Here is a 14,038-nt window from a genome sequence, read left to right on the forward strand (position 1 = left end):
GTCAGCGCTGAAAGAAAGCCAGATAAGCGGCGGGCTCCAGAGCTTTTATCATCCTCGTAACGTTCTGTTGTCATTCTCAGTGAAGACCGGCGGCGATCACAAATGCTAAAACCGGGAATATTTTGCTGGAATATGGCAATGGCGCGCGTTGCGAGGCTGTTGAACAGGCGCTGGCATCCTGTGACCGAAGAGATGAGCAGTTTGGTAAGGATTGGCGAGGCGAGAAAACGTCATACTGCGGTTAATTAATTGGCACAGCCAGGCTCTGATGATTAATAAAAATATAATTTCATTGATAAGTATTTATTGAAAAATCATCCCTCTGCGCCTGACCGATTCTTTTATCCGGGACTTATTTGATCAAAATCAATAACTATTTATTCAGGTAATGTAAAGACTGCAGCAGGCACAGGAATCATAATTTTAATCAAAATTATCAATACATTACACGAAGTAAATCAAAGATTAGCAGGCAGATAGTTTCCCTTGAGAATAATGAAAGCCTCAATAATCAGATCATTGAGTAAGCATAAATAATATTAAAGATTAGTCTGGCGCTGACGATAAGAAGATTATCTTTGAATTATTTAACAGCCTCTTCTCTGCTTCTGATATCTCACTAAAGGTGAACCTTATGGGCCTTGCTCAACGCATCTCCGATATTAAAATTGGGAAAAAACTGGGCGTCGGTTTTATCGTCGTCATTGCTGCCTCCCTCGCCATTACTTTTATCGCTTTCGATTGTTTTCGCAGTATTAAAGACAACTCCGCCCGGCGCACGATTACCGTGGAGATGGTAAACACGTTAAGCAAGGCACGCCTTAACCGCACCCTCTACCAGTACACCAAAGATCCCAAATTTGCCACGCAGAACGTTCAGGCCCTGAAGGAGTTAGATGCCCTTTATAAACGGCTGGATGGATTCAAATGGGATGAGATGGGCCAGCAGAAAGTCGCGCTGATGGGGCAGTTACTTAACGATTATCAGAATCAGCGCCAGACATTCGTGACGGCTGCGCAGGCGACAAGCAGCGCCTTTGATGCCATTAAACCGGGTGCCCTGATTGCGCTTGCGCATCAGTTTGAATCACTCGATATGGCTCTGACACCCGATGCGGCGCTGCCGGTCATGCACCTGGCCGCAGCGCTGTTTGATGCGGCCAATGTTGAAAAAGCGTTTCTCGATAAGCCGTCTGAGGCCAGCAGAGAGGCGATTCTTGAAGAATACACCGCTATCAACACCCTGAGCGAGCAACTGGATATTTTCGCCCAGCCGAATATTAATGACGTAACGCGAAATGTGCTCAGCACTCTGACGCAGCAACGCCAGGCTTTAACGCGCTATGTCGATGCGACAGAGAAAGAAAAGAGCGAATCGGCGGGCCTGACCACCACCGCAGAGCGGCTCAATGCGGTGGTCTCCGATACCTTTGCCTATCAGTCCCAGCTATCCTCTGAATTTATCAAACAGGCGGAGTGGCGCATTGCTTTTGCCGCGCTGATTTGTGTGGTGCTGAGTCTGCTGATTGCCTGGCGGATCACCCGCAACATTACGCTGCCATTGAAAGAGACGCTGAACGCAGCGCAACGTATTGCCAGCGGTGATTTAACAACCTCACTGAAAACCACACGTGGTGATGAGTTAGGTCAGCTGATGCAGGCGGTAGATGCAATGAACATCAGCCTGCAGAATATCATCACCAACGTGCGTGATGGCGTCAGCAGCGTGGCGCGTGCCTCGGCGGAAATCGCGGCAGGTAATACCGATCTTTCATCCCGCACAGAACAGCAGTCTGCCGCAGTGGTTCAGACCGCGGCCAGCATGGAAGAGCTCTCTTCAACGGTGAAACAGAATGCGGAGAACGCTCACCATGCGAGTCAGCTGGCGACAGACGCGTCAGTGAATGCCGGACGTGGTGGCGAGATTATCCGTGACGTTATCGAAACCATGAACAACATCAGCCAGAGTTCGGGCAAAATCGGCGAGATCATTCACGTCATCAACAGCATCTCTTTCCAGACCAATATTCTGGCCCTTAACGCCGCCGTCGAAGCGGCACGAGCCGGAGAGCAGGGTCGCGGATTTGCGGTGGTTGCCGGTGAAGTCAGAAATCTGGCCCAGCGCAGTTCACTGGCCGCCAAAGAGATTGAAACGCTGATACGCGAGTCACTTGATCGGGTTCATGATGGTTCTGAGTTTGTGGAACGCGCCGGTACCACCATGGATGACATCGTCCGCTCTGTCAGTCAGGTTAAAGATATTATGGGTGAAATTGCTGCCGCCTCTGACGAGCAAAACCGCGGCATTTCTCAGATCGCCACGGCAATGGCCGAGATGGATACCACGACGCAACAGAACGCCGCGCTGGTTGAAGAGTCCTCCGCCGCAGCCAGCTCACTGGAATCTCAGGCTGATGAACTGGAAAAAACAGTGGCCGTATTCCGTCTCTCTCCCGGACAAAGCAGCGTCAGCCGGGGCGCACCTGCCCTGTCGCCGCGTTTAGTGCCCGCAGTGCCCGTTAATGCATCAGCAGACTCAAGCTGGGAAAGCTTTTAACGGTTAGCGAAGCGTTAATTCTGTCTGACCGTAAATAGAGCCAGCCTTAATTGATTGAGGCTGGCTGAAATAACAGCCCTCTTCAGACAAATAAGTGATCTGATTAATCAGAAGATAATAAGCCGTAGCGGTTAACGCGGGAATGACATGGTCAGGCGAGCATCCGGAAACTGAGGGAAGGTCATATTTCGGCCACGACAGCTGAAACAAGCTGGCTCGTGCCTGATGATTCCGGTTTATATCCCGGCTGGCTTTGAAATGAGGGTAGATAAGAATCGCGATCGGTCTGTACAGAAAGCGATGGAGAGAGAGTTGTCGTCCCTGACAGCTTCTCCGGCCGGTCTACGCTTTCGCGCAACCGATGAGGTCATCCGCTTCGTCGTTTTCCGGCCGGAGCCGGACTACGTCCATTGGCATCAGTTCCGTTACTGCTAGTTCAGCTCTTCGTTCAGGCTTGCAAGCGTCTGCAGGTACGGCACCTGCTGTTGAGCAATCGCCGGTGACTCAAAACTACTCAGCCAGCTTCTGGCTTCGGCGATTTTCGTCAGCCGATCCGCGTTGCTTTCAGATTTCGCCATATAACCCAGTTGGGTAAAGAGTGTTGCGATACTGATTTCTTTTTCACCCAGGGCAAGGCTTAGTGCCGCTTCGCCAATAATGACGTGGCCTTTCTCGTCGTTTTGAAATAACACAGAAAATCCTCCATTAGATACGAATTGATGACAACCTCACCAGAGACTGTAGTCGTAAAAGAGAGAACTGCCCGAATTTATCACTAAAAATCGCGCAACTTGCTGAACAAATGTTCTTAATGTTTTTTTTCCGGATTGTTCTGTTTGTCTCTGCCGCCCTTCCTGTCAGACTTGCTTTTAAATTCACGATGGGATGTAACCATGAAACTTTCCATTCTCCTTACGCTGCTGGCTGCGACGGTCTGCTCCGTTTTTGCTGCCCATGGCAAATTTGAAACGCAGCAGGCTGGCCAGTCACTCTTCACGCAAAGCGGGGAAACGATCAGCGAAGAATAATGGCTGCGCGCGGCATCGTCAGTGACCGGCCAATCGGTTATGATCCGTTGCCATTTACCTGCCGGTTGCCCGATGTCTGCCATTATCGATACGTTTATCGCCCCGCCCTGCTTTGATGAGATAACCCTTCTCTTTCAGGACGACCATCTGCTGGTGATCAATAAACCCAGCGGTTTGCTGAGCCTGTCAGGCAAAAATCCGCAAAACCTCGATTCGGTGCATCATCGGCTGGTGAAGCTTTTTCCTGGCTGCACGCTGGTTCATCGGCTCGATTTTGGCACCTCCGGGCTGATGGTCGTAGCACGGAGCAAAGCGATTAACGCGGCACTCTGCCAGCAATTCAGCCAGCGCAGCGTGCGTAAAACTTATCAGGCGCTGCTGTGCGGGCACCTTGCCGATGACGAAGGCGTTATTGATGCCGCGATAGCGAAAGATCCGGCGCAGTTTCCCCGGATGGTGATTTGCCCGATCCAGGGGAAACCTGCGCGCTCACGCTACCGGGTCATGGAACGCGGTTATTATCAGGAAAAAAAGGGAAAGGGATTGCCGGTCACGCGGGTTGAACTGATGCCGGAAACCGGGCGCACCCATCAGCTGCGCATTCACTGTCAGCAACTGGGGCACCCGATTCTGGGCTGTGATCTCTACGGCGGGCTTTTGCTACCTGGCGCAGATCAGGCAGAGAGACTGATGCTGCACGCCAGCGCACTGACGTTTGTTCATCCTGTCAGCGGCAGCACGCTGCAACTCTCTGCCGACAGCCCGTTCTGAATGCGTCAGCGCGCTGTTACCACATCAAATCATCGGGCACTTTGAAATCAGCATAAGGATCATCTTCGTCCTGTGCTTCTTCGCTTAATGCACTGTTTAATACGATGGCACTGGCATCACGCTGCGCAATTTTATCCGCTACGCTGGCGGGGATGATAGCGTACTGGCTCTCGCCATTATTGTCAGCCGCCAGGCGGGCAATGGCGAGACGCCCATTGATCAGCTGAGTCTGCGTCAGCTTATCCACCATAATCTTTTTGATCAGGTTATTGTCGGTGAAATTGAAGCTGATGTTGCCTCTTGCCACGTCAATTTTGTTCATTTCGATCAGCTGTTTGACCTGCGCTTTGTACTCTTTAGACAGCACAGCCAGCTTCTGCTGCTCGTTCAGCTGCTTATCCCGCTCAAGCTGCGCTTTTTTGTTATCTTCCACCGCCGCTCTGGCTTCGCGTGCCTGAACCCTGGATTTCTTCGCTGTCCGCTGAACCTTGTCCATTTTTTTGCTGGATACTAATCCCGCTTTCAGCATCTGCTCTTGCAAGGTGAGTTTTGTCATTGTCGTCTCTGAACCTGTGAAATAATGTCCGGGATTATACCTGTAATCGTCCGGGCTGTACCAGGTTGCCGCACCTGCCGCACCCGCGATTGCGGGCAGCCTCTCAACACTGTGCTAACATCCCCCGGTCAAAATCACCTTATTGAGCACCATGTCAGAGCTAACAAAACGTAAAAATGACCCTGAAGGGCTGAAAAAACGCATCATCGCAGGCGCACTGAAAACCTTCGCGGAGTTTGGTATGCAGGGTGCCAGGATGGAGCAGATTGCTGAGCATGCGCAAACCACTAAACGCATGGTGGTCTATCACTTTGGCAGTAAAGAGCAGCTTTATATCCACGTGCTGGAGCAGGTTTATCAGCAGATACGTCAGCACGAAACCGGCCTGAACCTGGCGGCGATGGAGCCGGAACTGGCCATGACCCGCCTGGTGGAAGCCAGTTTTGATTACCATGTCGAGCATCCCGATTTTATCCGGCTGGTCTGCAGTGAGAACCTGTTGCGCGGGCGCTACATCACCCAGTCGCCGCAGATTAAAGCCCTTAACCGCAGCGCGCTGGATCTGCTGGATGACATTCTGGCACGCGGTCAGCAGCAGGGCGTGTTCACTGCCGATGTGCAGACCATTGATGTCCATCGCCTGATCAGCAGTATCTGCGTTCATCACGTCTCAAACCGCTACACCTTCAACGCCCTTTTCAGCCCGGACAACAGCGAAGCAGAGAGTATCCGCCGCAATCGTCAGCTGGCTGTAACCGCAACGTTACGCTATATCCGCAAATAATTGCCCGCAGGCCGGGCTGCGCTTAGCCATAGTCTACGCTTACTGATACTTGTCACTAAAATGCAATAATAAGGAATGCTGTTGTGAGCAGAGATGCACGCCTCTATCCGCTTCGTCAGACCCATGTTGAACCCGATGATGATGCGCTGTGGAACTGGGCGCAGAACGCGCAAATCGGCAGCCGTCACCAGGTTCAGCGTCCCGCCAGTGAAGCGGAATTACGGAGACTTATCCGGGAGTCACACGGCCAGATTCGGGTGATCGGCAGCAAGCTGTCGCCTGGTCGTATGCTGCATGTCAGTGATGACGATGTGCTGCTCGATCTCAGCGCCCTGAGCGGCCAGCTTGCCAGTGATGAACAGAGCGTGACCTTTGGTGGCGCGACCCCGCTTGAGCAGGTCTATCGCAGCCTGACCGAAATGAACCGCATGCTGGCTTCATCGCCAGGCGTGATTGCGATTCAGACGCTGGCGGGCGCGATGGCGACCGGAACGCACGGCCAGGGATTGCAGCAGAGTTCGATTGCCGACGAAGCGCTGGCAATCAGAATGGTGCTGGCCGATGGCAGCGTGCGCGAATTTGTTCGTGGCGACGCTGACTTCCCGGCAGCGCAGGTCTCACTGGGCGCACTAGGCATTGTTACCGCGGTAACCCTGCGTACCCAGCCGTTTAGCATCTTCACCTGCCACAAATATGCCGTCTCTGCCGATACCCTTGAAGAGGATCTGCTGCGCTGGAACAACGACTATCCGCTGAGCAAAGCCTGGTGGTTTGTCGATGACAACCTGATGCACGTCTGGAACGCCCATGAGGCGAGTGACGAAGAGCGTCAGCGCTACGAAGCGCAGGGTCGTCAGGTGGTGGAACATGAGGGCGACGTTGACGAAAGCCTCAACGACACTATCGACCAGACGCTGGCACATATGCACCGCGATACGCAGATTGAGGGCAAAGGGGGAAAACAGTTTCGCACCGTCACCCGTTTTCGTGATTTCACCGATGTTACCGGTGACATTTACCAGCTCTTCTGCCGCGGCATTGCGGTGCCGCAGATCAATGTGGAAATCGGCGTGCCGCTGGCAAAAACCCCGGCCATCATTCGCCGCATCAAGCAGTGGTATGCCGAGAACCGTCCGCATATGCACTACCCGATTATCCTGCGCTGCACCGGTGCATCATCGGCCTGGCTCAGTCCGGCCGCTGACCAGCCAACCTGCTTTTTCGGCTTCGTGGTCTATTACGCCGACGATGGTTCGCTGTCACAGGAAGGACTGCACTTCCTGACTGAAGTGGAAAAACTGCTGGCCGAAGAGGGCGGACGCCCGCACTGGGGCAAATATTACGATGAAGAACGTTACAACTGGCGTGAGATCTATCCGCAGTGGGACGCCTTCCGCGCCCTGCGCAGCCAGCTCGACCCAAATGGCCGACTGGGTAACGACTACATCACGCCACTTTTTGACTGATTGAGGAAAGCTATGTTTGCCTGGGTAACGCTGTTAACTCAACCCGATTATCTGGTGGGCGTGAAAGCGCTGCACCGTTCGCTGCAACAGAGCCAGAGCCAGTGGCCGCTGGTGGTGATGACCACGCCGGCGATTTCAGCGTCTGACTGTCAGATTTTGCAGGATGAGGGCTGTGTCATTAAACCGGTCGAGCCCCTCTATCCGCGCGACGATCTGGATCAGCACTACGCATCGGCGCAGTTCGGCGAAGTCTGGACCAAGCTGCGCGCCTGGCAGCTAACCGATTATGAGCGCGTCGTATTTCTGGATGCCGATATGCTGGTCCTTCAAAACATGGATGAGCTTTTTACCCTGGATCTGGGCGATAACCCGCTCGCCGCCTGTCACGCCTGCCGCTGTAATCCCAACCAGATTGCCTCTTATCCGGCAGAGTGGCAGCCTGAGCAGTGCCACTATACCTGGCAGGCGCGCGGAGAGAAGGCGCCAGAGAGTGTGGATCTGTACCTGAACGGCGGTTTTCTGGTGCTGAAGCCCGATAATGCGATGTTCGACGCACTGGAAAAGCGTATTGCCGCCATTGATGATCTCAGTAACTATCCCTTCTCCGAGCAGGATCTGCTGAACGAAGTGTTTGCCGATCGCTGGAAGCCGCTCTCTTACATCTACAATGCCTTGAAAACGCTGCCGTTTCAGCACAGCGGTCTCTGGCACGATGAAGAGGTGAAGAACCTGCACTATATTCTGGCAAAACCGTGGAAACGCGATCTCAGCCAGCCCGAGAGTCAGCGCGATCGCTTTTATGCGCTGGATAAATTGTGGTGGGAAAAAAGCGGTCTGATCTGATCGGCTGTGGGCGGGAAGCCAACGTTTCCCGCCCTGCCCGCCTGGGTTAATCAACACATCGGCAATACCCTCTATCCCTCTGATTCTGCCCTATACCTCAATCCAGCGGCGTTGCACTGCTGAATGAGCAATCGCTTCCAGCACCTTCTGAACCTGCAATCCCTCTGCAAAATCGGGCCACATGCGATCGCCCGCTGCGATGCCGTTGATCAGGTCGCGAATCTCCACCGTTTTCTGATCGTTAAAGCCGATGCCGTGTCCGGCAGAAACACAGAAATTTGCGTAGTCAGGGTGCGCTGGTCCGGTCAGAATAGTTTTAAATCCCTGACGCCCGGCCGGTTCGTCATGCAGATAAAGCTCCAGCTCCGCCATGCGCTCCTGGGTGTAGCGCAGTGTGCCTTTGGTGCCGGTGACAACGTAAGTCAGTCCCATCTTTGCGCCACAGGCGATGCGTGAGGTTTCAATCACGCCGTGCGCACCGTTATGGAAGCGAAGCAGCGCGCTGGCCTGATCTTCGTTTTCGACCGGTAACTGCCGCGCAGGCTCTTTTGGGTCAGGCCTTGAGGCGATCACCGTCATCATGTCGCCGCTGACCTCAGCAATGTCACCAACCAGGTAGTGCGCCATATTAACGATATGCGCCGCCAGATCGCCAAGCGCACCGAGGCCTGCCAGCGCTTTCTGACAGTGCCAGTCGAGCGGCGTTTCCGGTCTGGCGAGATAATCCTCGTTATGGGTGCCGTAGAAATGCACTATGTCGCCTATCTCACCATTGGCAATGATCTCTTTCGCCAGCTGGCTGGTAGGGTTTTTCATATAGTTGAAGCCCACCAGCGTTTTGACTCCGGCCGCATCGGCTGCCGCCACCATCTCCTGCGCATCCGCCACGCTTAATGACAGCGGCTTTTCTGAATAAACGTGTTTGCCGTGGCGTATCGCCTCCAGCGCCATCTCTTTATGCAGGAAGTTGGGGGCGCAGATATCCACGACATCAATCGCCGGGTCGCTGACCAGCGCGCGCCAGTCCCCCGTCGAGCGCGCGAAACCAAAGGTCGCCGCCTGACGGGCGGCCAGCTCGGGGTTCACTTCAGCCAGCATCTCCCGCACGATTTCGCCTTTCAGCGCAAATACGGTGGGAGCCTGCGCATATGCAATCGCGTGGCAGCGTCCGATATAGCCGCTGCCAATCATGCCGATTCTGACTTTGTTCATTTCAACTCCAAAGATTCAGTTCAGGGTTGAAATGGAATCTACGTTTCGTTTTTATTGCTGACAAAGCCAGAATCCACACTTTGTGACGCCCGTAAAAAACTATCCGGTCAAATCACGCGCCTGGCCGCCTGACAAGGACTATACAGCGCCATAACACCTCATAAACACCTCAGTTTTACACGTGGCGTTTTGCCGGATGAGTCAGCCGCACAGGCAGCTCTTTCAGTGCTTAAAACGCCATAGTGGCGACTATTTCAGCAGTCGCGCTAATTTATGAAAAAGAGCTTTGACATGGCCCGGCGTGGCCGTTACTATGCGCCCCGTTCAAACGATTCCTCTGTAGTTCAGTCGGTAGAACGGCGGACTGTTAATCCGTATGTCACTGGTTCGAGTCCAGTCAGAGGAGCCAAATTAGAAAAGCCTGCTTAGGAAACTAAGCGGGCTTTTTGCTTTTCATACTTCTGATAAAATTTTTGCGTCTTACTCAGTCTGTTTCCTCTTCAAATTCCCCGTTCTTTTCGTTATTGCCAGATACTTAGACATTCGGTTCCGCCCTCACTTAAAGGTTCATTTCTGACCCCTACATCTCATACTCTCTTTAACAAATGCATTAACAGTGGCTTAAAGTGTCATAAATGACCTTTCATTCGCATATTTCACACTCTGGCTGTAAGCTGAGAAGATGCTGCCGTTAATAGGTTCAAAAATGACCCTTTTAGTACTATAGTCGGACCATATCGTTTCAAAAACGTACTGAAACTGCAGAAAAGGTCAAAAATGAACCTTGATGAGATTAACTCTTCGCTGCTAAGCCTTTCTGAGTCAGATCGGCAAAAGGTATTGGCGGGGTTAGCTTTGAGTAGAGAAGCCACAACAGAAGCAATAAATGCGGACAAACCGGACACCCGATCGGAGCTGAGTGATCTGACGTTTCCGACACTGCCACAACTACTGGCCAATGAACTCAAACGACAAAACATCACCTATGAAGAGATGGCGATTCAGATTGGTGTATCACTCTCAACATTTAAACGACTGATTGCCAGACCATCTTCTGCAAAGGCAATAAATCTTCACGCCTTGCTTAAAGAACTGGGTATAAAAGTATGGCTCGAAAAATAGAGGTGTGGCTTTACAACACGCTGGCAGGAACACTGAGTGAAGGGCAAAGCGGTTATACTTTCTGCTACCTGCCCACTTATGTCGGCTGTGCGATATCTCTCAGCATGCCGGTAAGACCTGAGCCCTATTTAAGTGAAGAGCTACATCCCTTCTTTAAAGGTTTAGCGCCGGAAGGCTGGTTGCGAAAACGCTATTCTGAAATTCAAAAAATTGATGATAAGGATCTGTTCGGCTTACTGATGGAAAATGGCAACGATTTGCTTGGGGCAGTCGTCTTTAAAGAGATAACATCATGAATTCAGAACGCTGCCTGATCACATTAAAACGGCTTAAAGAATCTGAGCTAAAAACCGGCTACTCAACAAAAGGCATCCGGCATCTGCTGGGTAGTCTGAATGTGGCTCTTAGCCTGCCGTTTACGCGCAGTCAGTTTATTCAGGAACTCCCTGAACGTCAGAAAGGCATGAGCATTTCAGGCTATCAACCCAAACTGTCGCTTCGCCTGGCAAAGGGAGAACTGGTGGTCGTCAGCAATGATGGCACCTATATCCTGAAACCCTCTCCGGAAGAATACCCACACCTGGCAGAAAACGAGCATGCCACTATGTGCGTTATGCAGCGTCTGAAATTTAACGTACCCCCGTTCGGGCTGATGCCATTCAGACACGATGAAAATCGGCCAGAAGAACTGGCGTTTGTCATTAAAAGGTATGACCGGACAGCGTCAGATAACGCGAGATTACATCAGGAACAGCTGGATGGCGCGATGGGTCTCGGCGATAAATATGGCAGGATTGATAATCATAAAGCCATCAGTTACGAGAAAGCCGCTAAATTCCTGAATACCAGAGTGAACAGCAGCTTAAAGAGTAAACGTGACCTCTTTTTGCGCATCGTGTATGCCTATGTGCTGGGAAACAATGATTTTCATCTGCGCAATATCGGGATTATCCTGCCTCCGCAGGGTTCACCCTGGCTGGCCCCGGTTTATGACTTTATCAGCGTTGTGCCCTACCCTGCAGCGTTTGGAGAGTATTTAGCTTTGCCCCTGCTGGAACGTGAAGAAAATGATGCAGGAAACGCACCGGGGATCAATTCAGAGTACGGAGAATATCTGGGTGCAGACTTTATCCTGCTTGCCCAGGGTATGGATATTAATCCGACACTGGCACGAAAATGGCTTTCCGAGGTGGTGAGTCATCATCAGCTTATTATCGATACTTATAATGAAAGTCATATGCCTGAATCGCAGCGGGAAGCCGTACTTGACTACGTGGCCCGAAGGATCACGTTACTGGCAGTGACCGAAATTTAAATGATGCCATTAACCTGTTGTACCTGGGTTGTAAAAGGATAGTTAAGCGGTCGAATAACTCACCTGCTCTCATAAAAAAACCCGCTAATATCAGCGGGTTTCAGGTTTTACAACGTCAACAGCAATCAGAGTTCAAACCGATCCAGATTCATCACTTTGGTCCAGGCGGCAACAAAGTCTTTGACGAATTTTTCACGGGCGTCGCTGCTGGCGTAGACTTCCGCCGAGGCGCGTAACACCGCATTGGAGCCAAACACCAGATCGGCGCGCGTGGCGGTGAAACGGGTTTCGCCAGTGACGCGATCCCGTCCAATGAATTTCTCATTGGTCGAATCGGCGGCTTTCCACTCGGTGCGCATATCCAGCAGATTCACGAAGAAGTCTGTGTTCAGCGTCCCTGTGTAGTGCGTGAAGATGCCGTGCTGGCTGCCATCAAAGTTAGCACCCAGCGCACGCATTCCGCCAACCAGCACCGTTAACTCCGGCACGGTCAGGGTCAGCTGCTGCGCTTTATCGATCAGCAGATTTTCGGTGGTGGTTTTGCCGAAGCCAGTACCGTAGTTACGGAAACCATCTGCACGCGGTTTCAGCAGATCGAACGACTCGATATCGGTCTGATCCTGACGCGCATCAACACGGCCCGGAGTAAATGGCACGTCAATTTCAACGCCAGCTGCTTTCGCCGCCTGCTCAACGCCGACCACACCCGCCAGCACAATCACATCTGCCAGTGAAGCCTTGTGCGCTTCACGCTGCACCGCTTCCAGCGTCGGCAGCACGCGTGCCGCGACGGCATTGACGTCCCACTCACGCTGCGGCAGCAACGCCAGGCGGGCACCGTTGGCACCACCACGTTTGTCGCCGCCACGGAAGGTTGATGCCGATGCCCAGGCAACCGAAACCAGCTCGCTGACGCTGAGGCCGGTTGCAGCGATTTTCTCTTTCAGCTGCGCGATATCCGCCACGGTTGGATGATAAGCCGGTGCAGGCAGCGGATCCTGCCAGATCAGATCTTCCTGCGGGACTTCAGGTCCGATGTAGCGCGCTTTTGGCCCCATATCACGGTGAGTCAGTTTAAACCAGGCACGGGCAAAGGCTTCGTTGAACGCCTGCGGATCGTTGTGGAAACGACGCGAAATCTTTTCAAACTCCGGGTCAAATCGCAGCGTCAGATCGGTCACCAGCATGGTCGGCTTGTGTTTCTTCGCAGCGTCAAACGCATCCGGGATAATATCCGGCGCATCAGCTGCCACGAACTGGATGGCACCGGCCGGGCTGCGCGTCTGAACCCACTCATATTTGAACAGGTTCTCGAAGAAGTAGTTACTCCACTGGGTTGGCGTCTGAGACCAGATTACTTCCAGACCGGAGGTAATCGCATCTGCGCCAACGCCCGTGCCGTGGCTGTTGACCCAGCCCAGGCCCTGCGCCTCAATCGGTGCAGTTTCCGGATCGACACCGACGTGGCTGGCCGGTGCGGCACCGTGGGTTTTACCCAGCGTATGTCCACCAGCAATCAATGCCACGATCTCTTCGTCGTTCATGCCCATGTTGCCGAAAGTGGCGCGAATAGCCGGGGCCGCAGAGGCAGGATCGCCGCTGTGTTCCGGGCCTTCCGGATTCACGTAGATCAGACCCATTTCGGTAGCGCCCAATGGCGACTGCGCCAGGGATTCCGGGTGACGGTGTTCCAGCCAGGCGGCTTCTTCACCCCAGTTCACATCCATATCCGGTTCCCAGACATCTTCACGTCCGGCACCAAAGCCGAAGGTACGGAATCCGGAGTTTTCCAGCGCGACGTTGCCCGCCAGAATGTAGAGGTCGGCCCAGGAGATCTTCTGACCATATTTCTGTTTAACCGGCCACAGTAAGCGGCGCGCTTTATCCAGACTGACGTTGTCTGGCCAGGAGTTTAGGGGTGCGAAGCGTTGCTGACCACGACCTGAACCACCGCGTCCGTCCACGGAGCGATAGGTTCCGGCGCTGTGCCAGGCCATACGAATAAACAGGCCGATGTAGCTGCCCCAGTCAGCGGGCCACCAGGCTTGTGACTCGGTGAGCAACCCTTTGATGTCAGCTTTCAGCGCTGAGTAATCTAATTTGGCAAATTCTTTACGGTAATCGAAGGATTCATCAAGCGGGTTCGAACGGGATGAGTGCTGATTCAGCAGGTCAACCCGGAGTTGATTAGGCCACCAGTCGCGGTTGGTTGTTCCGCCGCCCGGCGCCTGATTTTCCTGAGAAGGCTTACCAGCATGAAAAGGACATTTGCCCTCGGGCGCTTCGCGATCGGCTTCGACAATAGGCTTTGCATCTTTTGCATCTTCATCAATGGAATTGCTCATGGTCACACCTCTTTTTTGTATTTTCATCGCTACTCTATA

At 52.9% G+C, this 14,038-nt stretch carries 13 protein-coding genes and 1 tRNA gene; 9 read left to right on the forward strand and 5 right to left on the reverse strand.

What is annotated here, in order from left to right:
- Window positions 1-634: 634 nt before the first annotated feature.
- On the forward strand, window positions 635-2,557 hold the full coding sequence (locus NR195_RS07220) for a methyl-accepting chemotaxis protein (RefSeq protein ID WP_033767721.1): 1,923 nt from the start codon (window positions 635-637) through the stop codon (window positions 2,555-2,557).
- A 431-nt stretch (window positions 2,558-2,988) separates the two neighbouring features.
- On the opposite strand, the gene NR195_RS07225 is transcribed toward NR195_RS07220, so the two are convergent.
- Together NR195_RS07225 and NR195_RS07230 are read right to left on the reverse strand one after the other, a co-directional pair.
- Window positions 2,989-3,249 carry a hypothetical protein gene (locus NR195_RS07225; protein ID WP_010247965.1) on the reverse strand — a complete coding sequence of 87 codons (261 nt, stop codon included), beginning with the start codon at window positions 3,247-3,249 and terminating at the stop codon, window positions 2,989-2,991.
- A 116-nt stretch (window positions 3,250-3,365) separates the two neighbouring features.
- Window positions 3,366-3,668, reverse strand: coding sequence for a hypothetical protein (locus tag NR195_RS07230; RefSeq protein ID WP_154210388.1), 303 nt, complete (start codon window positions 3,666-3,668; stop codon window positions 3,366-3,368).
- On the opposite strand from NR195_RS07230, the gene NR195_RS07235 reads away from it, so the two are divergent.
- Window positions 3,658-4,356, forward strand: coding sequence for an RluA family pseudouridine synthase (locus NR195_RS07235; RefSeq protein ID WP_250327643.1), 699 nt, complete (start codon window positions 3,658-3,660; stop codon window positions 4,354-4,356). The two genes, NR195_RS07230 and NR195_RS07235, sit on opposite strands and share 11 nt — an antisense overlap.
- Window positions 4,357-4,372: 16 nt before the next feature.
- On the opposite strand, the gene NR195_RS07240 is transcribed toward NR195_RS07235, so the two are convergent.
- The gene (locus NR195_RS07240; RefSeq protein ID WP_010247968.1) at window positions 4,373-4,912 is read right to left on the reverse strand and encodes a DUF2058 domain-containing protein; all 540 of its coding nucleotides are present in this window, start codon (window positions 4,910-4,912) and stop codon (window positions 4,373-4,375) included.
- A 151-nt stretch (window positions 4,913-5,063) separates the two neighbouring features.
- On the opposite strand from NR195_RS07240, the gene NR195_RS07245 reads away from it, so the two are divergent.
- The 3 genes from NR195_RS07245 (at window position 5,064) to NR195_RS07255 (ending at window position 8,005) form a co-directional block, all read left to right on the forward strand.
- Window positions 5,064-5,696 carry a TetR family transcriptional regulator gene (locus tag NR195_RS07245; protein ID WP_010670932.1) on the forward strand — a complete coding sequence of 211 codons (633 nt, stop codon included), beginning with the start codon at window positions 5,064-5,066 and terminating at the stop codon, window positions 5,694-5,696.
- Window positions 5,697-5,779: 83 nt separating this feature from the next.
- Entirely contained in the window at window positions 5,780-7,162 is a 1,383-nt protein-coding gene (locus NR195_RS07250; protein WP_256844348.1) for a D-arabinono-1,4-lactone oxidase, read from the forward strand.
- A gap of 12 nt (window positions 7,163-7,174) precedes the next feature.
- Window positions 7,175-8,005 carry a glycosyltransferase family 8 protein gene (locus NR195_RS07255; protein ID WP_256844349.1) on the forward strand — a complete coding sequence of 277 codons (831 nt, stop codon included), beginning with the start codon at window positions 7,175-7,177 and terminating at the stop codon, window positions 8,003-8,005.
- A 90-nt stretch (window positions 8,006-8,095) separates the two neighbouring features.
- Here the strand turns inward: NR195_RS07255 and NR195_RS07260 are convergent, their stop codons facing one another.
- Entirely contained in the window at window positions 8,096-9,217 is a 1,122-nt protein-coding gene (locus NR195_RS07260) for a Gfo/Idh/MocA family protein (protein ID WP_050680121.1), read from the reverse strand.
- Between the two features lie 333 nt (window positions 9,218-9,550).
- Between NR195_RS07260 and NR195_RS07265 the strand changes: the two genes are divergently transcribed.
- From NR195_RS07265 to NR195_RS07280, 4 genes are all read left to right on the forward strand, one after another.
- Window positions 9,551-9,626, forward strand: a tRNA-Asn gene (locus tag NR195_RS07265).
- A 368-nt stretch (window positions 9,627-9,994) separates the two neighbouring features.
- Window positions 9,995-10,339 carry a helix-turn-helix transcriptional regulator gene (locus NR195_RS07270; protein WP_256844350.1) on the forward strand — a complete coding sequence of 115 codons (345 nt, stop codon included), beginning with the start codon at window positions 9,995-9,997 and terminating at the stop codon, window positions 10,337-10,339.
- Complete coding sequence (locus NR195_RS07275) at window positions 10,324-10,635, forward strand: HipA N-terminal domain-containing protein (protein ID WP_033758331.1); 312 nt, start codon at window positions 10,324-10,326, stop codon at window positions 10,633-10,635. Before NR195_RS07270 ends, NR195_RS07275 begins: the two co-directional genes overlap by 16 nt.
- A complete protein-coding gene (locus NR195_RS07280) occupies window positions 10,632-11,654 on the forward strand; it encodes a type II toxin-antitoxin system HipA family toxin (RefSeq protein WP_256844351.1) in 1,023 nt (340 codons plus the stop codon). The genes NR195_RS07275 and NR195_RS07280 overlap by 4 nt, the downstream gene beginning before the upstream one ends.
- A gap of 125 nt (window positions 11,655-11,779) precedes the next feature.
- Here the strand turns inward: NR195_RS07280 and katG are convergent, their stop codons facing one another.
- On the reverse strand, window positions 11,780-13,999 hold the full coding sequence (gene katG, locus NR195_RS07285; protein WP_256844352.1) for a catalase/peroxidase HPI: 2,220 nt from the start codon (window positions 13,997-13,999) through the stop codon (window positions 11,780-11,782).
- Between the last annotated feature and the right edge of the window lie 39 nt (window positions 14,000-14,038).

The sequence above is a fragment of the Pantoea sp. Ft-CA_14 genome (assembly GCF_024520875.1).
GTDB lineage: Bacteria > Pseudomonadota > Gammaproteobacteria > Enterobacterales > Enterobacteriaceae > Pantoea > Pantoea agglomerans.